This is a genomic window from Thalassospira mesophila, assembly GCF_002115755.1.
Lineage (GTDB): Bacteria > Pseudomonadota > Alphaproteobacteria > Rhodospirillales > Thalassospiraceae > Thalassospira > Thalassospira mesophila.
Genome location: NZ_JFKA01000001.1, coordinates 277,763 through 302,069 on the forward strand (window position 1 = coordinate 277,763; position 24,307 = coordinate 302,069).

23 protein-coding genes and 1 tRNA gene are annotated in these 24,307 nt (G+C 48.1%); 4 read left to right on the top strand and 20 right to left on the bottom strand.

The features are described from left to right. Nucleotides 1–6 precede the first annotated feature (6 nt). From trpA to TMES_RS01310, 3 genes are all read right to left on the bottom strand, one after another. The gene (gene trpA, locus TMES_RS01300; protein ID WP_085578683.1) at nucleotides 7–855 is read right to left on the bottom strand and encodes a tryptophan synthase subunit alpha; all 849 of its coding nucleotides are present in this window, start codon (nucleotides 853–855) and stop codon (nucleotides 7–9) included. Then, the gene (trpB, locus tag TMES_RS01305) at nucleotides 852–2,075 is read right to left on the bottom strand and encodes a tryptophan synthase subunit beta (RefSeq protein WP_085578685.1); all 1,224 of its coding nucleotides are present in this window, start codon (nucleotides 2,073–2,075) and stop codon (nucleotides 852–854) included. The genes trpA and trpB overlap by 4 nt, the downstream gene beginning before the upstream one ends. 126 nt (nucleotides 2,076–2,201) lie before the next feature. Next, complete coding sequence (locus TMES_RS01310) at nucleotides 2,202–2,378, bottom strand: zinc-finger domain-containing protein (RefSeq protein ID WP_085578687.1); 177 nt, start codon at nucleotides 2,376–2,378, stop codon at nucleotides 2,202–2,204. Nucleotides 2,379–2,513: 135 nt separating this feature from the next. Here TMES_RS01310 and TMES_RS01315 point away from each other — a divergent pair, with 135 nt between their 5' ends. The 4 genes from TMES_RS01315 (at nucleotide 2,514) to TMES_RS01330 (ending at nucleotide 6,913) form a co-directional block, all read left to right on the top strand. Next, nucleotides 2,514–3,488 carry an ABC transporter ATP-binding protein gene (locus tag TMES_RS01315; protein ID WP_085578689.1) on the top strand — a complete coding sequence of 325 codons (975 nt, stop codon included), beginning with the start codon at nucleotides 2,514–2,516 and terminating at the stop codon, nucleotides 3,486–3,488. A 130-nt stretch (nucleotides 3,489–3,618) separates the two neighbouring features. Further along, complete coding sequence (locus tag TMES_RS01320) at nucleotides 3,619–4,785, top strand: alpha/beta hydrolase (protein ID WP_245835159.1); 1,167 nt, start codon at nucleotides 3,619–3,621, stop codon at nucleotides 4,783–4,785. Between the two features lie 97 nt (nucleotides 4,786–4,882). Beyond that, nucleotides 4,883–6,619, top strand: coding sequence for an adenylate/guanylate cyclase domain-containing protein (locus TMES_RS01325; RefSeq protein WP_085578691.1), 1,737 nt, complete (start codon nucleotides 4,883–4,885; stop codon nucleotides 6,617–6,619). Between the two features lie 217 nt (nucleotides 6,620–6,836). Beyond that, nucleotides 6,837–6,913: transfer RNA gene (locus TMES_RS01330), tRNA-Arg, on the top strand. 371 nt (nucleotides 6,914–7,284) lie between these two features. On the opposite strand, the gene TMES_RS01335 is transcribed toward TMES_RS01330, so the two are convergent. The 17 genes from TMES_RS01335 to TMES_RS01415 all read right to left on the bottom strand — a co-directional run bounded on the left by TMES_RS01335 (nucleotide 7,285) and on the right by TMES_RS01415 (nucleotide 24,223). Continuing rightward, on the bottom strand, nucleotides 7,285–8,394 hold the full coding sequence (locus TMES_RS01335; RefSeq protein ID WP_085578693.1) for a glycosyltransferase family 4 protein: 1,110 nt from the start codon (nucleotides 8,392–8,394) through the stop codon (nucleotides 7,285–7,287). Further along, a complete protein-coding gene (locus TMES_RS01340; RefSeq protein ID WP_085578695.1) occupies nucleotides 8,385–9,506 on the bottom strand; it encodes a glycosyltransferase family 4 protein in 1,122 nt (373 codons plus the stop codon). Before TMES_RS01340 ends, TMES_RS01335 begins: the two co-directional genes overlap by 10 nt. Further along, on the bottom strand, nucleotides 9,503–10,492 hold the full coding sequence (locus TMES_RS01345; protein WP_085578697.1) for a glycosyltransferase family 2 protein: 990 nt from the start codon (nucleotides 10,490–10,492) through the stop codon (nucleotides 9,503–9,505). The genes TMES_RS01340 and TMES_RS01345 overlap by 4 nt, the downstream gene beginning before the upstream one ends. A gap of 73 nt (nucleotides 10,493–10,565) precedes the next feature. Then, nucleotides 10,566–11,522 (bottom strand): glycosyltransferase family 2 protein, encoded by a 957-nt coding sequence (locus tag TMES_RS01350; protein WP_085578699.1) that lies wholly within the window; start codon nucleotides 11,520–11,522, stop codon nucleotides 10,566–10,568. After that, nucleotides 11,519–12,634, bottom strand: a complete 1,116-nt coding sequence (locus TMES_RS01355; protein WP_085578701.1) for a glycosyltransferase — start codon at nucleotides 12,632–12,634, stop codon at nucleotides 11,519–11,521. Before TMES_RS01355 ends, TMES_RS01350 begins: the two co-directional genes overlap by 4 nt. 22 nt (nucleotides 12,635–12,656) lie before the next feature. After that, nucleotides 12,657–13,394 (bottom strand): methyltransferase domain-containing protein, encoded by a 738-nt coding sequence (locus TMES_RS01360; protein ID WP_085578703.1) that lies wholly within the window; start codon nucleotides 13,392–13,394, stop codon nucleotides 12,657–12,659. Then, nucleotides 13,385–14,110, bottom strand: a complete 726-nt coding sequence (locus tag TMES_RS01365; protein WP_085578705.1) for an FkbM family methyltransferase — start codon at nucleotides 14,108–14,110, stop codon at nucleotides 13,385–13,387. Before TMES_RS01365 ends, TMES_RS01360 begins: the two co-directional genes overlap by 10 nt. 9 nt (nucleotides 14,111–14,119) lie before the next feature. Continuing rightward, nucleotides 14,120–15,010 (bottom strand): glycosyltransferase family 2 protein, encoded by an 891-nt coding sequence (locus TMES_RS01370; protein ID WP_085578707.1) that lies wholly within the window; start codon nucleotides 15,008–15,010, stop codon nucleotides 14,120–14,122. Beyond that, entirely contained in the window at nucleotides 15,003–16,121 is a 1,119-nt protein-coding gene (locus TMES_RS01375) for a glycosyltransferase family 2 protein (RefSeq protein ID WP_085578709.1), read from the bottom strand. The genes TMES_RS01370 and TMES_RS01375 overlap by 8 nt, the downstream gene beginning before the upstream one ends. A 65-nt stretch (nucleotides 16,122–16,186) precedes the next feature. Next, a complete protein-coding gene (locus TMES_RS01380) occupies nucleotides 16,187–16,954 on the bottom strand; it encodes a cephalosporin hydroxylase family protein (RefSeq protein WP_085578711.1) in 768 nt (255 codons plus the stop codon). After that, nucleotides 16,947–18,014, bottom strand: coding sequence for a class I SAM-dependent methyltransferase (locus TMES_RS01385; protein ID WP_085578713.1), 1,068 nt, complete (start codon nucleotides 18,012–18,014; stop codon nucleotides 16,947–16,949). The genes TMES_RS01380 and TMES_RS01385 overlap by 8 nt, the downstream gene beginning before the upstream one ends. Then, nucleotides 18,011–18,847, bottom strand: a complete 837-nt coding sequence (locus TMES_RS01390; RefSeq protein WP_085578715.1) for an NAD-dependent epimerase/dehydratase family protein — start codon at nucleotides 18,845–18,847, stop codon at nucleotides 18,011–18,013. Before TMES_RS01390 ends, TMES_RS01385 begins: the two co-directional genes overlap by 4 nt. Before the next feature lies 1 nt (nucleotide 18,848). Then, nucleotides 18,849–20,072 carry a class I SAM-dependent methyltransferase gene (locus tag TMES_RS01395; RefSeq protein WP_085578716.1) on the bottom strand — a complete coding sequence of 408 codons (1,224 nt, stop codon included), beginning with the start codon at nucleotides 20,070–20,072 and terminating at the stop codon, nucleotides 18,849–18,851. Then, on the bottom strand, nucleotides 20,069–20,629 hold the full coding sequence (rfbC, locus tag TMES_RS01400; protein ID WP_085578718.1) for a dTDP-4-dehydrorhamnose 3,5-epimerase: 561 nt from the start codon (nucleotides 20,627–20,629) through the stop codon (nucleotides 20,069–20,071). The genes TMES_RS01395 and rfbC overlap by 4 nt, the downstream gene beginning before the upstream one ends. Beyond that, nucleotides 20,626–21,717 (bottom strand): CDP-glucose 4,6-dehydratase, encoded by a 1,092-nt coding sequence (gene rfbG / locus TMES_RS01405; protein WP_143589502.1) that lies wholly within the window; start codon nucleotides 21,715–21,717, stop codon nucleotides 20,626–20,628. Before rfbG ends, rfbC begins: the two co-directional genes overlap by 4 nt. After that, nucleotides 21,702–22,472: a glucose-1-phosphate cytidylyltransferase gene (gene rfbF / locus TMES_RS01410; protein WP_085578722.1), complete on the bottom strand. Its 771-nt coding sequence runs from the start codon at nucleotides 22,470–22,472 to the stop codon at nucleotides 21,702–21,704. Before rfbF ends, rfbG begins: the two co-directional genes overlap by 16 nt. Nucleotides 22,473–22,486: 14 nt before the next feature. Next, nucleotides 22,487–24,223 (bottom strand): ABC transporter ATP-binding protein, encoded by a 1,737-nt coding sequence (locus TMES_RS01415; protein WP_211275854.1) that lies wholly within the window; start codon nucleotides 24,221–24,223, stop codon nucleotides 22,487–22,489. Nucleotides 24,224–24,307: the final 84 nt, after the last annotated feature.

The following is a 24,307-nucleotide window of genomic DNA, read 5'->3' on the forward strand; positions in this document are numbered from 1 at the left end:
GCAACATTATTTGCGGGCGTTGCGCACACCATCGGCCAGTTCACGTACCAGACCAGAGACCACAAGGGCGGTGTTATCGGTGGCCTTGCCGTTTTCGTCAAGGCTTTCGGCTATTTTTGATACAATTGCCGACCCGACGACGGCCGCATCGGCCACGCGGGCGACCTCGGCAGCCTGGGACGGCGTTTTAATGCCAAAACCAACGGCAATTGGCAAATCGGTGTGGCGGCGCAGGCGCGCCATGGCCTCGATGATTTGCGCGTTGGTGGCCGATCCGGCCCCGGTCACACCGGCAACCGATACATAATAAACAAAGCCGCTGGTGTTTTGCACCAGTTTGGACAGCCGTTTATCATCCGATGTTGGCGTGGTCAGGCGGATAAAGCTCAGGCCTTTTTCCACGGTGGGAACGCAAAGTTCGTTATCTTCTTCGGGCGGCAGGTCAACCACGATCAGGCCATCAACCCCGGCATTGCGCGCATCTTCAAGAAATTCGTTCACGCCGTAAATGTAGATCGGGTTGTAATACCCCATAAGAATAATGGGTGTTTCATGGTCGTGATCGCGAAAACAGCGCACCAGCGACAGGGTTTTGCGCATATGCATGCCTGCGGCCAAGGCCCGGTTCGATGCTTCCTGAATGGCGGGGCCATCGGCCATCGGATCGGTAAAAGGCATGCCCAGTTCGATCACATCCGCACCGGCTGCGGGCAGGGATTTTAAAATTTCAAACGAGGTTTCCGGGTCCGGGTCGCCAGCGGTGATAAAGGTAACCAGCCCGGCGCGATCTTCTGCGCGCAGTTTTTCGAACCGTTTGGCGATGCGGTCCTTGCCGCCAATGATTGCGTCGCTCACAGTTTGACTCCCAGTGCTTCAGCCACGGTAAAGATATCCTTGTCGCCCCGGCCACTCAGGCACATCAGAACGATCTGGTCTTTGTTCATTTTTGGCGCGGTCTTAATGATCTGCGCGATGGCATGGGCACATTCCAGGGCGGGAATGATGCCTTCCTTTTCTGAACACAGGGTAAAGGCCGACAGGGCTTCTTTATCCGTGATCGACACGTAATTGACCCGGCCGATGTCTTTTAACCATGAATGTTCGGGGCCGATGCCGGGGTAATCCAGCCCGGCGGAAATCGAATCGGCTTCCTTGATCTGGCCGTCATCATCCATCAGCAAATAGGTGCGGTTGCCATGCAGAACGCCGGGGCGTCCGGCGGTCAGGCTGGCGGCGTGGTGGCCGGTATGTACACCGTGCCCTGCGGCCTCAACCCCGGTAATGGCAACGTCCTTGTCATCCAGGAACGGATGGAACAGACCCATCGCGTTTGACCCGCCGCCAACGGCTGCAACCAGTTCGTCGGGCAGGCGGCCTTCGGCTTCAAGGATTTGCGCCTTCGATTCGTTGCCGATCACACACTGAAAATCACGGACCAGTTCGGGGTAAGGATGCGGCCCGGCAACGGTGCCAATGATGTAAAAAGTATCGGTAACGTTGGTCACCCAGTCGCGCAGCGCTTCGTTCATGGCATCTTTAAGCGAACGCGAGCCCGATGTAACGGGTTTAACCTCGGCACCGAGCAAACGCATGCGAAACACGTTGGGCGACTGGCGTTCAATGTCCTTGGCCCCCATGTAAATGGTGCAAGGCAGGCCAAAACGGGCACAGACGGTGGCGGTGGCAACACCATGCTGCCCGGCACCGGTTTCGGCGATGATGCGGGTTTTGCCCATGCGTTTGGCCAGCAGGATTTGACCAATGCAATTGTTGATTTTATGCGCGCCGGTATGGTTGAGGTCTTCGCGCTTGAAATAGATTTTTGCCCCGCCCAGATGCTCGGTCAGGCTTTGGGCGAAATAAAGCGGGTTTGGCCGACCCACATAATATTTCAGGAAATAATCCATTTCCTTGCGAAACTCGGGGTCTTCCCTGGCGTCCTTATAGGCTTGCTCCAGCTCGAGGATCAGCGGCATCAGGGTTTCGGCGACGAAACGTCCGCCAAACTGGCCAAAATGCCCGTCCGGGTCGGGCAGGGAGCGAAAGCTGTTTATCGAGGTTGGAGCAGACGTCATGGATAGTCCCCGTTTATAGGCCGCAGTAACATTACCGCGACGGGTGAGGCGGGCAGATGAACACATTAACCGCAAAGGCAGACCTGAATGTAGTGTCAGGCAGGATCATTGCCAGGGCAGGTGACCTTAGTGGTCGGCATGTGCGAGGGTTTTGTCGAGAATATATTTTTTGGAACAATAGGGGCAAACCACCTCGCCTTTTTCCTCAAGATTGAGATAGACGGTCGGGTGACCCAGATGGCCTTTACCGCCGTCACAGGCAATATTAAGGCTGCCGACTTTAATTTCTTCGGTGATCTTCATATATCTCGTTCCCAGTTCGCGCCGATATTGACCCCGGTTCGACCGGGATGATACCCATAGCGCATATTCAATCAACACTTCCGCATCGGTTTAGCGCAATTGCGCGATGTGGAAAAGAGCGGAGATCATGCATTTATGAATGCAATGCCCGATTATGCGATCGAGGTCGAGGGTCTGACCAAGGTCTATAAAAGTGCGCAAGGCGAAAAGCTGGCACTTGATAACGTTTCACTGAAAATTCCCCGGGGCTCGTTTTTTGCCCTTTTGGGGCCAAACGGGGCCGGAAAGTCTACTTTTATCAACATCCTGGCCGGTCTTGTCACCAAAAGTGGCGGCACGGCAAAAATCTGGGGCCATGACATTGTTGACGAGATGCGTCTGGCGCGTTGTGCGATCGGGATCGTGCCACAGGAACTGAATCTGGACGCATTTTTTAGTCCGCGTCAGGCGATGGAATTGCAGGCGGGCCTGTATGGTGTGCCCAAAGCCGAACGCCGGACCGATGAAATTCTTGATGCGATTGGTTTGCTTGATAAGGCGGATTCGTATGCGCGCTCGCTGTCGGGCGGGATGCGTCGCCGGCTTCTGGTTGGCAAAGCGATGGTGCATAACCCGCCGGTTCTGGTTCTTGACGAGCCGACAGCCGGTGTCGATATCGAGCTGCGTCAGCAATTGTGGGCCTATGTCAAGGAACTGAACAAGGCGGGCGTCACCATTGTTCTGACCACGCATTACCTTGAAGAAGCCGAAGAGCTTTGCGATGAAATCGCCATTATCAACCAGGGCAAAGTGATTGCCCATGAAGGTAAAAACACCCTGTTGCGGCGGATTGACCACAAAGCCCTGATCCTGACGGTGAAAGGCACGATTGGGGCGATTCCCGATGCCCTGAAACCGTGGGGTGCCGAACAAAAGGGCGAAAGCCAGATTGCCCTGCATTATCGCCCCAGCGAAAACAGCATGGCTGATATTTTGCGCGCGATTCAGGCCAGTGGCTTGGAAATAAATGACCTTTCGACCGATGAAGGCGATCTGGAAGATATCTTCCTGATGCTGACCCGCGCCAATAACAAATCGCTGGCCGAAGGAGCCGCCGGACGGGCCGCCTGATATTAACGGATTGGTAAAATGCCAACCGGCCTGAAAAGCGCGAAAATTTTGCGACTTATCCCGGCAAGATCATGTCATCTTGCCGGGATTGTTGTTTTAAGCGGCCTGATTTATCGGTGATTACGGGATTATGAATCGAACGCAGCTAAAAACGTCATTTTTTCCGAACGGTACGATTAATGGTGCCGGAGCCGTTATTGCGGTGATGCTTTTGCTGATGGCGGGCTGTGCGCCGTCGTTACGCCCGGCGGGGGCGCCTATGGCCACGATATCGTTTATGGCCGGGGATCAGGCCATTTCCCGCGATACGCCGCCAACCACCCCGTCGTTTTTTCGCACCATTGATGGCACCTTGCTGGCGATGCAGCGCTGGTTGCCGGTATTGCAGGCCACAACGCCCGGCGCGCTTGCTGGTGCGTCTACGGCTGCCGGTACGGCACAACAACCACCTGACACGCCTGACGCGGTTATTTTGGGCCTGCATGGCTTTGGCGATTATGCCAATGGCTTTGCCGAGGCGGGTGAACAGCTGGCACGGCTTGGCGTTGCGGTTTATGCCTATGACCAGCGCGGATTTGGCCGGTCGCCAACGCGCGGGTTCTGGCCGGGACCCAACAGCCTGGTGCAGGATGCCAGCGATGCCTTGACGATATTGCACAGCCTTTACCCTGGCACGCCTGTTTATTTAACCGGGGTGTCGATGGGGGCGGCGGTGGCGATTATAACCGCGGCAAGCCGCCCGCAATTGCTGGACGGGGTTATTCTGGTGTCGCCCGCGGTGTGGGACCGGGCCGATATGCCGTGGTATCAAACCATGCCGCTGGCGGTTTTATCGCACAGTTTGCCGTGGTTGCCGGTTTCGGGGCGCGGGCTTGAAATTTGGCCGTCCGATAATATTGAAATGCTGCGTCGTCTCAGCCGGGATTCTCATATGTTATCGTCGGTGCGGGTTGATATGGTGGCAGGCGTTGCCGATTTAATGGATATGGCGCGGTTGCGGGCGGGCGATTTGCATGTACCGGTTCTGGTAATGTCAGGACGCAATGACCAGGTTATTCCGCCTGCGGTGATGGCATCTTTCGTCGGTGATCTGCCTGCTATGGCAAACAAGGGCCGACGTGATAAGGGATCGGCAACGATTTGTGTGTATCAGCATGGCTATCATATGTTGCTGCGTGATCTGAACGGGCCAAAGGTGATTGATGATCTGGCGGACTGGGTGTTTACAGGGTACCTTGAAAACGCTGATTGCCATCAAAAAGGATTGCTTTTTGACCGCAAGGCCGTGATCAGGTAACATTTTGAAGCATTTGAAAAATAAGGGCTGACAAGCGAGAGTGCGCGTATGATTGCGCATTTTGTTTTCAGCCCGCTGCGGAAGGATCAGGACCGGTATGCTGCGGACCGTTCGAGCAAAGTTCCTGGGTGTCGCGGGTTTTTTTGTCGTCTGCCTGACCATTGGAACCGGGTTTTCGGTGATCCAGTCTTTGGGTATCAATGGCGACCTTGAGGCGGTTTCGCGTTATGTTACGCCGGTTAAAGATGCGCTTTCCGATGTGCGCGCCCGCCAGCTTGAACAGATTTCCCTGCTCGATCGCTATATGCGGGTGCTTGAAAGTGACGGTGCCGAGGCCTCGTTATTAAGCGGCATTGAAATAGAAATCAGCGCCAAACAAACCCAGATCGGACAGGCTTTTCGCAAGGCATTTACCTCGGCTGCCCTGGGGCGGGCGCAGGCCAGTACGCATTTTGACCAAGGGGTTTTGTTAAACCTTGATGTGCGGATGCGCGAATTTGCCGATATTTCCTCGCAATTTAATATCGGGGTGGAAAAGCTGCTCGATTCGGTGCGTGGGGGCGATATTTTAACCGCCCAGCGCCAGGAAAACATTGTTCGCGGCATTCATCGCAATATTGTTTTGAACCTGCGCAGCGAAATTTTGCGCCTTGAACGTTATGTCGCCGAGACGGTTGAGGCCGTTTCCGAGCGCGAGGATTTTCTGATCCAGGCTGAATTTATCATGATGCTGGTCGCCGGGATTGTCGGGCTTGGTCTGGCCTATTATCTGGGGGTCGGGGTGGCGCGCACGGTTGCCGATACCACCAAGGCGATCAACAGCGTGCAGTCGGGCAAGCTTGATACCAATCTTGATTTTAAAGGACAGGGTGACTTTTCGGCCCTTGCCAATGCCTTTAACCGCATGACGCGGGAATTGCGGGTGCGGTTTCGCATGCGCGAACGGTTTGGCAAATATGTTGATCCCAAGGTGCTAGGCAATTTGCTGGCCCAGGAAACCGCTCTGGAAACCTCGCAAAAGCGGGTGATGACGGTGAGTGTGGTGAATCTGACCGGGTTTGACTGGCTGGCCGAACATACCGAACCCGAACAGCTGGTTGATTTCCTTAACGATTATCTGACCGCGATGACCGAGCCGATTTCGGGCCATAGCGGCATTATCGACAATTTCATTGGTGACCGGGTGATGGGTTTTTGGGGCCCGCCCTTTTGCAATGAAAAAAGCCATGCCTTGCATGCCTGCAAGGCAGCATTGGAGCAAGTGGCCCGTTTTAACGCCCTTAAAACCAAATATGCCGATCTGATTGGCGATCATGGCCTTGATATCCGCATTGGTATTGCCACGGGCGAGGTTGTTGTTGGTTCGATCGGCACCGATAAATCGCGGGCCTATACCGTGGTGGGCGATTGTGTGAACTATGCGCACCGCCTGGAAAAAGCCAACCGGATTTATGGCACACGTATTCTGGCCTCGAATGAAACGGCGGACCTGGCATCGTCTGATGTGGAAATGCGCGACCTTGACCATGTGGTGCTGCTGGGCACCGAGCAGGTGGTGTATTTGTATGAAGTACTGGCCGAAAGCGGGCATTTAAGCGAGGAGCGCCGCGAATGGCGCAAGAATTACGAAACCGCGATGGGGTTTTACCGCGACGGTACGTTTGATCAGGCCTTTCCGCTGTTTGAAAAGGTGCTTGAATTTAACGACGCCGATTTTGCCGCCCAGTTGATGATGAATCGCATGGAACGACTGAGCCGGCGCGAGCAGGACCGCGAATGGAATGGCACCTGGGTGGTGCGTGATCCTTATGAACGGCGCGATGTGGAAAGTTGATCACGAGATGAACGGCTGTGCGCATGACTATACGCGCATGAATATAAATGTGCGCAGGCGTTGTTTTCCGCTGTGATCTCGGAAAGCGTTTATGGCGCAGTGATGCGCCTTGATGATAAAATCAATTATGGGGGAATGAATTGTTCAAAAACCCTTGCCCGCCCGATGCAAAACCTGTATCACCCAAACCGCTTGGTCAGAACAGACAAAGCCACGTGCACCCGTAGCTCAGCTGGATAGAGCGTTGCCCTCCGAAGGCAAAGGCCACTGGTTCGAATCCAGTCGGGTGCACCATTTCCTTCCAGTGAAAATCGAACCGTACTTGTTAGGCCGATTCACGCCAGGTAATTCTTTCGGTGAAAACCCGAAGCTACACTTCCCTTGAACGCGGCATGTTTTATTTCTCTCGGATTGTCCTTGTTGACCTCAAATCCAGGAGGAGTGCATCGCATATCGTCTTGACGCTGCGAGCACGATCTTCCCGAATGGCCCTAAAGTGTACCGTGACGAAGGGCTGATTACTCGGAGGACCTCTGCTAAATATTTAGCAGAATGGCAATGTGATATCTTGGCAATTTATCGATATGATTGTTCTCTTCCGGTGCCACGTAAATTTCGAACCTGCTTGGTGCCGACAGTAGGCAAGTTTATCATTGTGTCGGAAATTATCCTTTAGACGATACGTCTTTAAGTAACTCTTCCCAGCGATCAAGGACTTTTGAAAGGCTGAAGTTTCTTGGCAATTCGTTACCACGAACGACCAATGCTTCTCGCGCTGCATCGTCCATCATTAATCTCTCCAGAGTCTCTGCCAGCGAAGCGACACGATCCGGGCCGGAAACCAGCACACCATTATGCTGTGGTTGGATCAGTGTGTTCACTCCGGCGCAATCGGCAAAGCCAACCGCAGGCAACCCATGGAGTAATGCTTCGATCAACACTAACCCCAGGCTCTCATATAAGGACGGCAAGACAAAGAGTTGCGCCGATGCATATTCTTCCGAAATATGGGGTGTTGCGCCGGGTAGAAATATTCGGTTCGACATTTCCAATTTCTTGACGCACCGTTCGAGCTTTTCGCGCAATTCACCATTGCCAACTATCCGCAAATCCCAATCGGGCAATCGTGGCGCAATGCGGGCAAAGGCTTCTATCAGTGTGATATGATCTTTCTGATCTGCAAGGCGCCCCACCGAGAGTAACGTTTTACGAGTTTTTCCTTGCCCGGTAACGTCGGCGCGCCGGTTAACCTCGATTGTTACCGGATTGGAGATCGCCTCCATTATATTGCGCAAATTTTTCGGGTATTCGCGCCGGACCTGATCCGAAACCACCGTGATTCGTTGTGTAAACCACGGCATAATTGCCAACAATGCTTTTTCTACAGGTCTGGTCGCGTAATGTGCTGGTAAAATATGTTCACTGGCGACGACGGGTATACCTGTGCCCGCCAAGGAAATTCCTAATGGGATGAACGTGCTATGCATGAAAGCGACAACAGCATTGGGCCGTAATCGGGATATCCTGTGGCGATATTGCCACATGCGGGTAATGATGTCGCGCAAAGTAGCTTGCTGGTCAATTTTCCCGATGCCCAGAGTAATCCAGTTCACTTTCGCGTCCAGAGGATAGAAGGATACCTGACCGGGCTGATCAGAGGTCATGACGTGAATGTCATGACCTCTCGCGGCCAAGCCGTTCACAACCTCGACAAAGACGCGTTCTGCCCCGCCACCAGCGCTCGACAATGCCTTGGTTGCAAAAACTAAACGCATCCGTCAACTGCCTGCCGCAATGTCGTTTCCCATTGATCGATGATGAGGCTTGGTGCGAAGCTCGCAGTTGTCTTCCGCCCTTTATCCCCCATCTCCCGGCGCATTTCCTCGTCATTCATTAGCTTGCTCAACGCAACGGCAAGGTTCGTGGATGCGCCATTGCCTGATGCGAGTAAGCCGGTTTCGCCATGTTGGATCAATTCATTTACACCGGCGCAATCGCTAAAGCCGACTGCGGGCAATCCATGAGCCTGTGCTTCGGCCAGAGCATTAGGGAATCCTTCCCATCGTGATGAAAGGCAAAATAAATGGGATTTTGTATAGTAATTGCTGACATCTGATGTTGATCCAGGCAAGAAAATTCGATCCTCTAATTTCTTTTCTTGGACGATGGATTCAAGCTCCGCACGTTGCTCTCCTTCACCTACAATGGTCAAATCCCAATCGGCAAACCGCGAAGCCAGTTCGCTGAACGCCGCAATAAGGGATTGATAATTTTTCTGCCAGCTCAGTCGACCAACGGACAGAAGTTGAAAGCGTCCGCGTGCGTCAGCAACATCTGGCTGGGCAATGAGTTGGGCGGGTGCAACCGGATTGGGAATCGTCACTATCTTGTTGTGAAGATAGTGTGGATAGAGTTTGCGATACCCTTCACACTGGATGGTGACAGTGTGTGCAAATCTGAAGCTGTTAAACGTCAGAAAACGTCGCCTGGCGCCGGCCCTCGTATGATCGAAACGTGTTGGCGCATTTCGTTCGGCGACGATCACAGGGATTCCCGTTCCCGCACTGAATAACCGGAGTGCCTTATAGGGACCGTCCTGAAAAGCAACGATAACTTGTGGTTCTCTGGTCCGCAGGATTGAACGGACGGCCATCATACGCTTTATCAAAACGCTGGGGCCAGCTCGTTGTGTCGGATCTCCGATGTCCATGCAATGCCAATTTACCCGGGCATCTAGCGGGTAAAATGTCTTCGCGCCCTTTTGGTCCCATGTCAGGAAATCAACATCATGGCCACGTTCGACCATTGCATTCATAATTGTAATGATCATTCGTTCAACGCCGCCTGCGACGTTGTTGACTGCCCGCGCGGAAAACAGTAGCCTCATTCAGATCTTCTTTCTCGGATACGCTTTTCGTGCAGCAGTCTTTGCGGGCCTGTTGCCCAAAAATGACGTGATGTCGCGATAGGGTAGCGTGCGAACAAATTGATCAATTCCCAGGTAAAATTCAGATATTTCCGTTTAAAATGCCAGTATCTCAACTTTGGCCAATGCCAAGCGTAATAGTACGAGCCGATTTTATCGAGATAGTCTCGATGTTTTTCGACGATTCTTTGTTCTGAGGTGAGATTTTTTTCCGGCGATTTATCATCGGAATTTGTCGAATACTGAACAAACAGCGGTTCTCGTGTCCCGATAAAATGCCCACCACGCAACGCCAATCGAATGGCAAAATCGGCGTCTTCCACGCGACGCAGAGCAGAATCAAACCCGCCAATGTCGTCGAAAGTTGACTTGCGGGCCATTAGGGAGCAGGTGGGCGTTCCTGTGCCGTAAAACCGGTCGGCGCGTCTGCGATAGAGTAGCAAATAATCTGCTACCTCGGTGCCATGGGGTGCCGTTTCGCCTTGTGAACCGATTGCAGGCAATTCGAGTTCATATCCACCGTCATAGCGACGTCTTCCCGATGCATAACATGCAATAAGGCGCGCATCTTGGCGTTGTTCGTAATCTTGTAAAAGTGACACTTGATTGCTGACCCGGTTCAGAAGCGATATATCGTCGTCATCGAAGAATGCGATGAATTCGCCTTTGGCTTGCGCCAAAATTGTATTGCGGGCGGCAGCTGGTCCAGCATTTTTAGCGTGACGTATCAGTTCGATGTCCGTGCGACCAGCAATTAGTGGCTCAATATTTGCGACCGAGTCATCCGTCGAACAATCATCGACGACAATAATTTCAATATTGGGCCAGTCTTGATCCAGCGCACTCTTGATGGCACGGGCAATGGTCGAGCGTGCGTTGAAGCATGTGATACCAATGGTAATCAGGGCGCATTGCAAAGGGGCAGTAATCAATTTATCGTTTTTCATGATATCGGATGTGTTTAAAATACAGGATCGCGTAATAGTGAAGCGTTCCATTTAAATGAAAATTATACTGCCTTCATGTATCATGAAATTTTCTAAAAGCACGATTTAACGCCAGATTTGGCAAGGATTCGCTCAACCGCCGGAAAGTCTGGACAGGATTTGTCAATGCCGTCCGGATCAGAAAATAGCCGAACCGCACACGATCTCCCTTTAACCAAGCCTGTTTGCCCTCCAACCAGCGCAGACAAAAATTGTATTGCCCAGTCTCTTCTATGATATCGCGATGCTTTTTCATAATGATCAGCATGTAGCGATGCTCATCCTCGAGGCTTTTGTCCGAGGTTTGCGTCATTGTCTGGGACACAAGCGGCTTTCCAATGCCCGCAAAATGCCCGCCAGCCTGCGCCAGTCGAATGTTAAATTCAGTATCCTCGCCGCGACGCAAGGCCGGGTCAAATCCCCCGAGATCACGATATGTACTGGTCCGCGCCATTTGGCTGCATGTCGGGCAGGCACCGGTACCATCAACCAGGGGGGTTCCCATCAAAATACGGTGGGCAACAGCGAGACCGAAGGGCGCCGGTGCGCCGATGCGTTCGCCCATGGTACGCTCAATGCGTTTCATGCCATTAGGATAAATTACCTGTCGGGCTGCATGGCAGATAACTGGCGCACCGTTGGAAAATTCTTTTTCATAGGTAACGATTCGGTTGACCTGAATTGCGATCCGGTCCGGGGAACTTTCGTCGTCGTCATCAAAAAATGCGATGTATTCACCTCGGGCTTCCTTGATGATCTGATTGCGTGATGTGGCAACGCCCGAATTGATACTATTGCGAAAAAGGCGAATCTCGGGCTGAATCTCTGCTATTTTTGACAATATGGCGGGGGTGGTGTCCGATGAACAATCGTCACAAATTATGATTTCGATTGGGCGCCAGGTTTGCGCTAATGCAGACTTTATTGCCCGTTTTACGCTATCGGTCGCGTTATACGTGGTCAGGCCGATTGTTACGAGAGGCTGATTCATTTCCGCTGGTCCTGCGATAATTTATCAAGCATCGAGACCCACTGATCGATAATTTTCGTGCTGTCGAAATTTAACATCCGTTCAGCAGCAATAGTGCCATTTTTAGCGCGCGCGAGGTGGTCCGACATTGCGTGCGATAATGTGTCTGCTAGTGAGACTACATCATCCGAACCAGGGGCGAGCCATCCGGCACCGTGCGAAATGAGGTCGGACACGCCTTCGGCGTCGGAAAAGCCGACGGCCGGAAGGCCATGCGCCATCGCCTCGGCCAATGCATTGGGGAACCCTTCCCACAGCGACGGTAAAACAAAGAGATGCGATTCCTGATATACGCTAAAAATATCAGAAACTGCGGGCTCTAATGTAACGCTCTCTGTTACCCCGAGTTCGCGAATGAGAAGATCAAGTTTTTTCTGTTCCGGACCGTCACCGACAATGCGAAGCTGCCATTCTGGGTGAAGATCGGCAATGCGCGCGAAGGCGTTTATAAGGATATCAAGACGTTTTTGAGTGCTATCAAGACGACTGACAGTGAGCAGGGTGTATTTGCCGTTGGGTCCTGGTTGATTTGGTTGCGCCAAAGTATCCGCACGTGAAACCGGATTTGGAATAGCCAAGATTTTTTTGTGAAGAGATTTGGGGTATCGCCTGGCATATCCGGGCAATTGCACCATAATACGGTGAGCTAAATGCAATAATGTAAAGCTTATGGCACGTTGAAGGAACGAATAGCGTAGCCAATATATCGAAGGACCATTGCGTTCGGCTGCAATGATAGGCGTGCGCGCCAATTTGGCAGCCGCATAAATTGTTTTATCTCCGCTCATCACAAAGCCGATAAATGCGGAAGCTTTTTCACGCTTTAGGAGAGATGCCAAGCGAAGAGTACGTTGAATTTTATCCTGAAAAGTCGTGCCATTGCCCAAACGGTGCCATCTTATTTGTGGGGACAGCGAATAAAAGCAATCAGTTTCGTTTGAGGCATCCAGAGAAACAAGATGTACCTCCATTCCACGCGCAATTAAAGCATTGGCCAAGGTGCAAATCATACGCTCGGCCCCGCCAGAAGACTGGTGTAAACGGAAGAAGTACAAAAAAACATGCAAGTTCATTCTAATTTTTCAGTTTATTTTATTACACAGATTTGCGTGCTATGATCAAATAACCAAGCGATGCGCTGCAGATGGGAGCATCTTGTTGGGCACTGATGTGACTTTGACCTCTATACTTACATGCAAAATATAAAACGTCGAGTAAGAGGGAAATTTTTATTCTAAGGGCGCGAAATGGCCCTGGGCATCCCGAGATCGACGCTCCTGTTGAAAAGGGTCCCCAGTTTAGAGATTCTATTTTTATATCATTAAATCCGTGCCGAGATAAAAATTCCCGCCAATAATTTGGGGTAAATCTGCTATAATCATTTGGATGCCCGTGAACCTGGTATATAAAAGGAACGGTGAAGATAATTTTTCCGTTTTTTTCCAGTATTCTGTTTATTTCTGTCAGGCAGATCGACACATCATAAATATGCTCGAAGGTGTTTAGAGAAATGACATGGTTGTATGTGTTTTCGGCGCAAGGTATTTTTCCATCGACATCAACTATAAATGTCGGATCCATGTTTTTATCAATATTTGCCGAGTGAAAAACATAATCGGAATTATCTTTCATCCATTTTTCTTTAATGTGATTATATTTTGAATTTTCTCCTCCTCCAAAATCGAGTATTTTCCCGTCAATCTGAATATGGGATAGCTTCTCATATTCCAGAGTCCTGAGAACTGATTTATCCATTTTTCGTGCAAAGAGTTTAAGAAATCTGGTAAATGTAGGCAATTCCAGAGAAACGTCTTGTGGTTGGTTTAATGCCATGACAAAATCACTCTGCTTTCGAGGCCCAGGTCTGAAATTACTTTTTCCAGTTTTTTCTGCCGGGGTTTTAATGACGGAATTTTCTCCGAGTGAACTTCGACGAGAATGGTGTCAAATTTAGTTGAGTATTCAGGTGTCAGAAGCGCATCCAGAACATCATATTCTGTCCCTTCAATATCCATCTTTATCAGCCGGATATGACCCAGGGTATCAATAATATCTGTGATGTTTTTAACAGGGACAGTTTCACTTCCACTACTACCGTCAGCACTCTTCTTATTTTCGACGATACTGTTGCCCTCAGTATTGAAAGAGCCATAGTTCAGACGAGTTTCACCATTATAATTGCTGACTGCTGCATGATGTAGTGTGATTTTCTTGCCATAATATTTGAAGCGTTTCTTAAGGAGGGATATACAGCGAGAATCGGGTTCGTAGGCGTGTATATTGGCACCGCGAGACAAGAATAAAGATGAAATACTGCCAACATTGGCTCCCAAATCTAGGACTATGTCGCCTCTATTTATTTTCATTATTTCATTTCGGGATCCAGGAATGGTTTTTATTCTTAAAAATACGGGTATCAAATGAATAATTGGCTCAATAATAGGTATAGCATAGATGCATTTTCGATAAAAAATCTCGTAAAAAGAGCGGTTAACCCCAAATAAATGCATTAAAAAATGAAAAAAATTTCTGTGTATCTTCTGGAGCATGCGCAATTTTTATTTTCCCCTTAGGTTTGAAAACAGTTTTTTGTTGATTACATAGAGTGTGGCTAAGAGAAATTTGTATCGGTACTTCTTTTTTTTTGCATAAAAAAACTTTGCTGCCTGAAATATAAAAGAAGATATATAAAATTTCTCGGCCTTCAAGTATTTTTGATATTTAATTAAAAGTTGAAAGCTGTCGATAAGGGGTTTGAAATTACTTTTTTCATGAGAAACTGTCACATGTTGTCTTATAAGAGGTTCAGGGCAGCCAATAAAAACGCCTCCCATTAACGATAGCCGAATGGCCCAATCAAGGTCTTCTGTTCGTCTGAGGTTGGGATCAAAGTCACCGACAGCTAGAAAGGTTTCCCTTCTTGCTATTAATGTACCGGATCCAACAGGGCCAAATACGTATCCGGGTTCTTTATAACCGGCAAGAATGTTAAGTGCGACCATTTTTCCGTGCGGTGAAGGGGGAGTTACCCCTATGGCGCCCATATATTGACTGTTTTCTTCGGAAATAACTTCCCGTGAGCAATAACAGGCAACTAAGTTTGTTTTATGAGAAATTTCTGCCTTTTCTATAAGACGAATTTGCTTGTCAAACCTTTCCGGGTGAGCTTCATCATCATCATCTAAAAAAGCTACAAATTTTGATCTTGCTTCATGAATTAATTTGGAACGAGCAGCCGCAACGCCTTTATTTTTCATATGCCTGATTAGTTTTATTTTTTTATTCTTATTTATATTTTCCTTGATTATCGAAACAGAGTTGTCAGTCGAGCCATCATCTAAAACTAAAACTTCGTTAATGATTTTCTCTGATTTGGTGAGAGATTTTAAACATCTCTCAATTGTTTCCTCGGCATTATAGCAGGTTATGGATACAGTTAATTCATCCATTTAGTTGGTCATTAATTATGTCAGACACAAAGTTGGCTGCTTCTAGGATGTTTTTGGCGCTTGGGTTTTTAAAAGTTTTCTTCTCAAATGTGTAGTTTTTTTGTTTTAGAGAATCCATTTTTCGTTTTATTCGAAGTGTAACTTTATAATACATAAATAGAGTTTTTGATGGACTGTTTTCCTTTAATATTTGGTGGCAATAGCTTGTAATGTCCTTTTTTTGAGAGGGAGGGGCCGAAACTATTGCTCTGGCTAGTTGGTATGGCAAGCTTGTTATTTTATTTGATATTGTTTTTTTATCTGATTTTAAATAAGATTCATAAACTAAAATTGGTACCGATGTGGTTTTCCCTGTTCCTAAAGTTTCATGAAATCTTAATTTTCCTTCTGTAAAGAAATCAGTACAAGAATTTCCGTTGGAAATTTTTGCACCGTTACTGTGCTTAGAAGATCCTCCTATCATTAATGGTTTAAGAGAGAATGCGTATTTATCTATATATTGAGAAACACATACACCTGAATACACATCAGGAATTATCGATTTAAAAAATTCTCCTTGATTTTTTTTTATTTCTTTTATAACAAAATGATGTACGAATCCACCATTATATATCCAAGGCAATGATTCGTGTCCCGCCTGTCCAGTAAGAACTTTATTCAGCCAAATTCGGGATTCTCTAACCTCTACTCCTCTCCCCGATCTGATTATTAGCTTTTCGGCGTTGGTTTTGTCTAAGGCATCTGGCCAATAAAATTTGCACATGTTGGAGCTGATAGCTCTGACATTGAGTTTGTTTGTTAGTTCGATGAAGTCTTCTGCGGCATTTGGAAGCATTCCATCATCATCACCAAGGAATGTCACCCATTCGCCAGTAGCATGTTCGAGTGCAAACTCCCAATGCTCAGACATTCCCAATCTTCTTTTAGTTCTGATATATCTAAATCTCTCGTCCTGCAGTTCGTCAAAAACTTTTTTCGTTTCAGGACCACTTAAATTATCACTTACTATAAATTCAATATCTTCACATTTTTGGTTTTTTAATGTTTTTAGACACCAGTATAGCGTATCTGCGCGATCTTTTGTTGGGACGATTATTGATATTTTTTTCATCTTTTGTAGTTTCTTGGTTTTATGTTCATAATTTATTTTTCATTTTTATCCATTGATGGCAAATATCATTTCTTCTTCAAATAACCATTTGGAGCCACAGTAATGAGAAGTTTTTGCTCAATATTTTTGTCAATTTCAAATTCCGGGTGGCTTTTCAAATACTCCCAAACTGCTGTTTTCGGGTTATTTCCGGGACCCCAGGGGCGGTCAGGGAACATATCTTTTGGCATGTCTTCGACAACGGTATCAAAAACAACGCAATAGCTGCCAGAACTGACCAGTGGGGCATAGGCATTTAGCTCTGATAATACGTGATCGTGCGTATGGTTGCTGTCGAGGCAAACCAGAACCCGTGAATATTGCTGGGCGACTTGGTACACTTGTTCTATGACATCTGTTGCGATGCTTGAGCCTTGGATCATCTTGATTCGTGAAGCCATGGGGTGTGCTTCGATTGCTTCGCGGTTATGGGACCGAATATCGATATCTATGCCCAGCACTTTGCGGTACGAGAAGTTTGGGTCTATTGTTTTTCCCTGTTCTATCGCTTCGCACATATCAAGCATTGCCAACATGGATGCGCTAAAAATTAACGAGCCTCCGTGAGCAATGCCGGTTTCAATGATCAGGTCAGGTTTTATCGACCAAATAAGTTCCTGCATTGCCGCCATATCCTGGGGATACTGAATGATTGGTCGCCCTTGCCATGAAAAATTATAAGAATATTTCGGCAGTGTTGATGCATTCATAAACGTCTTCGCCGCATTTTTCAGGTCGTCGTCTTCCGAAAGTGCGATAATACGTTCGTTCATTTGGTTAGAAAAATCACTCATGATCCACCTGGACATAATTATATGCGTTATTAGACATTGTCTTGATTTCATGTAGATAGTTAGAGTTCATGACATAAATATCTGACCCTAAAGGAAGATTGGCCAATCCTTCTTCTGGTGATTGCACCTTTATACCCGTAGCAGGTAAGAACTTTCCTTGTTTTCGGGGGTTTATGTCGATAACTACATCTACCGTTTGGCCGATTCTGGATTTAAGTAAGGAAAATATAACCCCCTTGGAAGCCCCGCCCCAGATTGCACTTTTTGCGGTCGTGCCGATGCTTCTTTCCGAAAGGGAATTTGTAAAATCGGAAGGGAAGGTTACCGGGTCATCGGTGTCTCTGCGAGGAGTTCTAAGCGAGGAAAGTTCGGCAACAACATAAATATACTGTCCGCCAAATATTTTCCCGGATTTAATTACATTTTCAAACATTCGATAAAAGTCGGAAATTCTAAAGTAATTAACATGCTCATAAAAAATATCAAACCATGATTTTTTTTGACAAATCCATTCAAAACATGGGACTTCTATGTAAATCCTTCCCTTGCCAAGGTTTGCATTCTTCAAATCCATTAGAAAATTAAAAGGATCCTGAATGTGCTCCAGAACGTGACGTAAAATTAATCCGGTTCCGGAAATCCCCAAACCTGGTTCAAAGTATCTGCGTTGAACTTTGGAGTTACTTCCTTCATAAGTCGGATCGAAGCCGGTTACGTCTATTCCTTTGTCCAAAAGTTTTTCCAGAAAAAGTCCTTTTCCGCACCCTACTTCAACGAGGGAGTGGCGCCCCATGTATTCTTCTACAATACAGGACACTTCCTCAAGATGATTTTGGAAATGAGCACTTACTCCTTGCTCATTCTGATAGTTTTCGTCGTAAATCATTAATTCTGGACGAAAAGAACTGTTATAGATCAAGCCGGTATTGCGATCTTCAACAAGTTTTATATCGCCTCTGGGACAGTCTTTCGCAAGTCTTTCAGTCGCATACATACGATTCTGAAAAACCGGAAAATCCGACTGCTCATATAAGACTTTATCGACAGTATATGTCGTCATTGTATTCTATCGTCCTTCATGCCAATGACACATTTTGGATCAAAAATGTTTTCTTTTCGAGAGCCAAAGCACAATAAATCTATTCTACCATACTCTGCTGCAATGCTTTCAGCCAGCTGTCTCACGGTAATTGGAATGCCAGAACATATGTTGGCTGCACCCTGATAGGAACTTAAGGCAACGTTTGCGATTTCCCTGCCTGCATCGCGTACATTCATGAAATCCCGAATTTGCATGCCGTTGGTGAGTTCGACTGGTTGTCCAGTTGATAGCCGAGAATGGATGTACGGAACAAGTCGCCTTTCGTCTTCACCATCGCCATATAGGTAAAATAAACGGCACCAGGCAAATTCAATACCTTGCTCAGGCAAGTAGCAAGATAGCATCTGAAATGTCGCAGTTTTTGATGCAGCATAAAGGCTTTTTGGTAACAAAGGTGTCTCGGTGGAGAGGACGCCGCCGGAAAGGTCGTATTCAAAGCATGTGCCAATACCGACAATCCGGCGGACGCCCGCTTTTGCAGCGCCTTTTGCCATTCGCAAGGTTCCGCCTAAGCAGTCTATATTTTTTTCTGACGTCAAATATTTACCGGGTTCTGTATACCATGCGGAGTGAATAATGGTGTCCACATTAATAGATGCTTTCGCCCACCATGTTTCGCTTTCTGAGAAGATATCCTCAGAAAAAATTACATCGATCGGCTGTTTTTGTCCCGCTAGTTTGTGGTCATGCCCTGTTCTCGCAACGATTCGAACTTCTACTCCTATTTTTAACAGATTATCCAATATCTGGCGGCCGACGAAACCTGTGGCGCCTGTTAATAAGACAATCATGTCAAAAAAACTTTATTTCAGGAATAGCAGTAAAAAATGACGTCCCTTGTTCAGCTAAAAACATATTATTATGTTCTATTTCTGAAGCTATATTCCATGGTAATATAAGCAGATAGTCAGGTCTATTTTCACTAAGCATGCTAGGGGCATGTATAGGAATGTGACTGCCTGGCATATATTTTCCTTGTTTGGCTGGTGCGGCATCACAAACGAACGGGATCAGGTCGGGTTTTACCCCGGCGTAGTTGAGCAGGGTATTTCCTTTGGCGGCCGCGCCATAGGCAGCCACTGTTTTGCCGTCGTTTTTGGCCTGAAGCAGGAAGGCGAGCAGATCATTCTTGACCGTGTCGGCCCGGTCCTGAAAATCGCGATAGATTGCAATGTCCTGCAATCCGCGCTTTTCTTCTTCATTAAGAATATCTGTTACGGCGTTAGATGCTGGGCGTGGATCGTCAACGTGGCAGCCATATACGCGCAGGCTTCCGCCGTGGGTGGACAATTCCTCTACATCGGCCACCCGTAAGCCCGCAGCTTTGAATATCCGCTTCACAGTGTAGAGCGATAGATAGGAGAAGTGCTCGTGATAGACTGTGTCGAATTGAGTGAATTCCATCAGTCGCATAACATGCGGGAATTCAAGTGTGATGGTGCCGCCGGGCTTTAACAGGGTTTTCAGTCCGCGTGTGAAATCATTGATGTCGGGCACGTGGGCATAGACATTGTTGCCTGCAATCAGGTCAGCTTGTTGGCCATCTGCGACCAGTTTTTGGGCAAGGGCTTGACCAAAAAATTCGCGAAGTATCGGTATACCTTGTTGCTCGGCAACGATGGCCGTGCTGGCGGTTGGCTCGATCCCCAGGCAGGGAATATTCTTGGCGACAAAGTTCCGCAGCAGGTAGCCATCGTTTGAGGCAATTTCGACAACCAGATTTTCCGAACCGAGATCAAGTTTCTCGATCATAGCCTTGGCATAGCGCTCAGCATGTTCAAGCCAACTTTTAGACGTGCTTGAAAAATAAGCATAATCCTGATTGAACAGTTCATCTGCCTGCGCATAATCTTCGGTTTGCACCAGCCAGCACTCGGTGCAAACCTTGATTTGCAGAGGATAATATCTTTCCGGCTTTGAGAGGTCTGCTACCGTCAGATAGGCGTTTGATGGGGGGGCAAAACCAAGATCCAGAAAGGTTTGCTCCAAAGGCGTATTGCAATGGCGGCAATTCATAGAACTACCCCCTGAAATTGAGCGTTCAGCATTGGATGATTGCCATCTTTATTCGAAATTTCGGTGACGGCCAGTGGCCAGTTAATCGCCAATACGGGATCTTGGGGATTAAGCCCGACCTCCGCGGAGGGTGTATAGGGTGCGGAGTGGCAATACAGCAATTCCGCATCCGCCGTCAGGGTTTGAAAGCCATGGGCAAAGCCCTCCGGGATCAGCAGGGCTTGACCGTTTTCTGCAGAAAGGCGTTCGGCATGCCATTGCAGGAATGTCGATGAATTTTTGCGAAGATCGACGGCGACGTCCCAAACTTCGCCCCGGATGCATGTCACGAGTTTGGCCTCGGCGTATGGCGGTAACTGGAAATGCATACCACGCACAGAACCCTGTTTTGACGTTTGGGTATGATTGATCTGCGAGATCTGTTTGCACCATCCGACAGAAGATAGTTCCTCCACACAAAAAATTCGCGAGAAAAATCCCCGGTTGTCCCCCAGATATTGGCGGGTAATCTTCTGGAGCCCGTCAAGTGGCAGCGGGATGATTTCAAAACGACTCACAGCGTGTCCTCGTAAGCCGCTATTTCGGCATGGCAAAGGGCGGCTCCATCACGGCCGTTGGCTTGCGCACGATACCAGTTCATCGTTCGACGGACCGTTTCGGGCAATGCCCATTTCGGCTTTACATCCAGAACGGAACGGCTTTTTGAATTGTCGAGCGCGAGCAATCCGGCTTCGTGTGGGCCCTCATGCCCATCGCCATAAACGATCTCTCCTTGGCCGAAGGTGTCGCGGGCGAGATCGATAACCGTTCGAACGCTCGCAGCATCATTTGCCGAAGGGCCGAAGTTATAGGCTCCAGCATAGGATATATCGTTGAAAAGGGCTTCGGCCAAGCGTAGATAACCATGAAGGGGTTCAAGTACGTGCTGCCAGGGGCGCACCGCATCTGGACGACGGATATGCAGCGACGTTCCTGATGTCCAGGCCCGGACAGCATCGGGAATAAGCCGATCCTCCGACCAATCACCGCCGCCAATTACATTGCCCGCGCGCGCTGTTGCTACGCCAATGCCTTCCTGGGCAAGAAACGCATCACGATAGCTTGCAATGACGAGCTCGCTGGCAGCTTTACTGGCACTGTAAGGATCATGGCCACCAAGCGCATCGCTTTCACGGTATGGCCATAGCCATTCGCGGTTTTGATAGACTTTGTCCGTGGTGACCATCACAACAGACTTGACGCACTTAAGGCCACGTAAGGCTTCCAAAAGATTGGCGGTCCCCATAACGTTGGTGCTGAAGGTATCCAACGGCTGCCGGTAACTCGCGCGGACAAGGGGCTGTGCGGCAAGATGGAAGATGATCTCTGGTCGGGCGTCCCGGATTAGCTTTTTCAGCGGATCCGCATTCCGTATGTCGCAGAAATGGCTATTCAGCACTGTCGTTTGGATCGCCGAAAGCTCGAACAGATTTGGTGTGCCTGCAGGAGGCAGGCTGATGCCCGATACTTTGGCACCCAGGCTGCTTAGCCACAGAGTTAACCATGATCCTTTGAATCCTGTGTGCCCGGTTATGAGGACTGACTTGTCCTTCCAAAATCCGTTGCCAAACTGTTTTCTAGGGGGATTTGTCACCATTTTTTCCATGGTGCCTGACCGCTTTCCCATAAAGTTTCAAGCTGGTTCTTGTCACGTAAGGTGTCCATCGGCTGCCAAAATCCCTGATGTTCAAATGCCATGAGTTCTCCTGTTTGGGCGAGCCGGACTAATGGCGTTCCTTCCCAGCTTGTCTGGTCTCCGTCGATAAGTGGCAATACTTTGGGCGAGAGTACAAAGAAGCCGCCGTTTATCAGGCCGCCGTCTCCGCGCGGTTTTTCGGAAAAGCCGGTTACGGCTGCGCCGGTTTTTTCCAGTGCACCATAGCGGCCAGGTGGTTGTACTGCGGTTACGGTCGCACTTTTACCGTGCTCTTTGTGAAACTTGATTAAAGCAGAAATATCCAGATCGCAGACGCCGTCACCATAGGTAAAGCAGAAGGCATCTTCATCCTTTAAATATTCGGAAACGCGCTTGAGACGCCCCCCCGTCAGCGTATTGTCGCCGGTATCAATCAAGGTGACGCGCCATGGTTCAGCTTTTTGCTGATGTACTTCCATTTTGTTGTCTTGCATATCAAAGGTGACGTCAGACATATGGAGGAAGTAATTGGCAAAATATTCTTTGATCACGTAGCCTTTATATCCGCAGCAAATGACGAAGTCGTTTACGCCATGGGCGGAATAAATTTTCATGATGTGCCAAAGAATTGGCTTTCCACCAATTTCGATCATCGGTTTGGGCCTAAGGTGCGTCTCTTCAGAGATGCGGGTACCAAGTCCCCCAGCGAGAATGACTGCTTTCAAGGTTTATTTCCTGATTATTCAATGATGCTTTCGGCGACATCTGTTTTGGGCACACCGACCATGTTTCGAAAATCCTTGCTCTGAGCAAGCAGTTCTTCAAAGCTTCCCTGACTACGTATTTGGCCTTTTTCAAGAAAGTAAATTACGTCACAATCTCGCACAGTTGACAGGCGATGTGCGATGAGAATGATCGTAATTTCATGACCTAGATTGTGAATGGCCTCCATTACAGCTTTTTCTGTAAGGTTATCAAGCGCGCTTGTTGCTTCGTCAAGAATAAGAACTTGCGGGTTATGATAAAGCGCGCGTGCGATGCCTATTCTTTGACGCTGACCACCAGAAAGGCGGACGCCGCGCTCGCCAATGTCTGTGTCGTAACCTTTAGGAAGTTCGCCAATAACAAATTCGTGTAAATTTGCAATACGTGCTGCCCGTAAAATAGCACTTTGATTGATTTCTTCCTTGGCAACACCAAATGCGATATTGGCCGTAACAGTGTCGTCAGTCAGATATATATGCTGTGGAACGTATCCAATGATTTTTTGCCACTCGCGTACGTTGTCGTCAATAATGATAGTGTCATCGACTTTTAAGTTGCCATGCTGTGGGTGCAAAAGGCCAAGAAGTAAATCAATGGTGGTTGTCTTGCCGCTTCCTGTGGTGCCGACAAGGCCAACGATGCTGTGAGCTGCTATGGTAAGGTCGAGGTTATTGATCGCAGGCTGTTTTATGCCTGGATATGCATAAGTGATGTTTTCCAGCGAAATTTTGTCTTTTACTTCTAAAGAGTGTGTCGAGACATTTTTGTTCTTTTTTATCTCTGCGTGACTCTTCATGTCGTCATACAAGACATCAAGAGCTGTGCTGGAAAATCTTAGTGCCGTGATGTTTTGGTACATGATTTGTAAAGCAGGTAGTAGTCGGTATGCCGCGAAAGCATAGAGCGTAAGAACGGGAAGTATGGATTGAAATTCCTTGCCAGTACTCATCAGGTACAGGACAAGCACAATCATTCCGCCAAAGGCAATGGCTTCAAGCAAGAAGCGAGGTAATTGTCCGATAATGCTCGCTGTTGCTTGATGAGAGGCAAAGCGTCGGGCCGGAATTTCAAACCGGCTTAAAAATGTTTTTTCTTGCCCGGTTATTTTGACGTCTTTGATGCCTCCAAATGCTTCGGCGACGGCACGATAGCGTTCTTGATTGGCGGCAACGCGATCAGCGCCAATTCGCCCGAGATATTTACGTAGGGATCCATATATAGTTCCATATGCAAATATAAGGATGACGCTAACCATTAGGGAAAGAGTTGGATTTGTGGCAATTAATAAGGTCATTAGCGCCACAATGACAGAAATTTGCGCTACAGCTTGCATCATTGGTGTGATGCAGCTGCTGATAACTTGTGAAACTTCGGAAAGTACAGTTTTTCCTATGTCAGAACTATGTCGATTTAAGAACCATTCATAAGGTTGTTGCAGGTAACCCGAGACTAACTGTCTTCCCAGAGAATATTCTTGCATCATTGTAAAACGTAGCTGAGCATAAGTCGTAATAGCTCTAAACATTATAGAAAAAAGAAGAGTAGTTAGGACTGATATGCCAAGAAAGAATAAGAAAGATTCAGGAGATGTAAATTCAAGAGTTGTGTAAACGTATGAAAGATAATGGTTGCTATGAATGGTGGATGGGTTAGATAAAACTGTCATGAAAGGCAGAATAGATGCGACACCAATAGTATCAAGTAATGCCATGATGATAATCATAAGCATGAGTACAGCACAGCGTCTACGTTCGGCTGGGCTAAGTAAGTAAATAATTTTTCTAATTAATTTCAA

Excerpts from the sequence above, each read along its gene's own strand:
- trpB (WP_085578685.1), bottom strand. The coding sequence starts at position 2,075 with ATGACGTCTGCTCCAACCTCGATAAACAGCTTTCGCTCCCTGCCCGAC.
- TMES_RS01325 (WP_085578691.1), top strand. The coding sequence starts at position 4,883 with ATGCTGCGGACCGTTCGAGCAAAGTTCCTGGGTGTCGCGGGTTTTTTT.
- TMES_RS01380 (WP_085578711.1), bottom strand. The coding sequence starts at position 16,954 with ATGAGTGATTTTTCTAACCAAATGAACGAACGTATTATCGCACTTTCG.
- TMES_RS01385 (WP_085578713.1), bottom strand. The coding sequence starts at position 18,014 with ATGACGACATATACTGTCGATAAAGTCTTATATGAGCAGTCGGATTTT.
- rfbG (WP_143589502.1), bottom strand. The coding sequence starts at position 21,717 with ATGGAAAAAATGGTGACAAATCCCCCTAGAAAACAGTTTGGCAACGGA.
- TMES_RS01350 (WP_085578699.1), bottom strand. The coding sequence starts at position 11,522 with ATGAATCAGCCTCTCGTAACAATCGGCCTGACCACGTATAACGCGACC.
- TMES_RS01345 (WP_085578697.1), bottom strand. The coding sequence starts at position 10,492 with ATGAAAAACGATAAATTGATTACTGCCCCTTTGCAATGCGCCCTGATT.
- TMES_RS01370 (WP_085578707.1), bottom strand. The coding sequence starts at position 15,010 with ATGGATGAATTAACTGTATCCATAACCTGCTATAATGCCGAGGAAACA.
- TMES_RS01360 (WP_085578703.1), bottom strand. The coding sequence starts at position 13,394 with ATGGCATTAAACCAACCACAAGACGTTTCTCTGGAATTGCCTACATTT.
- TMES_RS01320 (WP_245835159.1), top strand. The coding sequence starts at position 3,619 with ATGAATCGAACGCAGCTAAAAACGTCATTTTTTCCGAACGGTACGATT.
- TMES_RS01355 (WP_085578701.1), bottom strand. The coding sequence starts at position 12,634 with ATGAACTTGCATGTTTTTTTGTACTTCTTCCGTTTACACCAGTCTTCT.
- TMES_RS01375 (WP_085578709.1), bottom strand. The coding sequence starts at position 16,121 with ATGAAAAAAATATCAATAATCGTCCCAACAAAAGATCGCGCAGATACG.
- TMES_RS01340 (WP_085578695.1), bottom strand. The coding sequence starts at position 9,506 with ATGAGGCTACTGTTTTCCGCGCGGGCAGTCAACAACGTCGCAGGCGGC.
- TMES_RS01415 (WP_211275854.1), bottom strand. The coding sequence starts at position 24,223 with ATGGCATTACTTGATACTATTGGTGTCGCATCTATTCTGCCTTTCATG.
- TMES_RS01335 (WP_085578693.1), bottom strand. The coding sequence starts at position 8,394 with ATGCGTTTAGTTTTTGCAACCAAGGCATTGTCGAGCGCTGGTGGCGGG.
- TMES_RS01365 (WP_085578705.1), bottom strand. The coding sequence starts at position 14,110 with ATGCTCCAGAAGATACACAGAAATTTTTTTCATTTTTTAATGCATTTA.
- TMES_RS01310 (WP_085578687.1), bottom strand. The coding sequence starts at position 2,378 with ATGAAGATCACCGAAGAAATTAAAGTCGGCAGCCTTAATATTGCCTGT.
- TMES_RS01390 (WP_085578715.1), bottom strand. The coding sequence starts at position 18,847 with ATGATTGTCTTATTAACAGGCGCCACAGGTTTCGTCGGCCGCCAGATA.
- TMES_RS01315 (WP_085578689.1), top strand. The coding sequence starts at position 2,514 with ATGAATGCAATGCCCGATTATGCGATCGAGGTCGAGGGTCTGACCAAG.
- TMES_RS01395 (WP_085578716.1), bottom strand. The coding sequence starts at position 20,072 with ATGAATTGCCGCCATTGCAATACGCCTTTGGAGCAAACCTTTCTGGAT.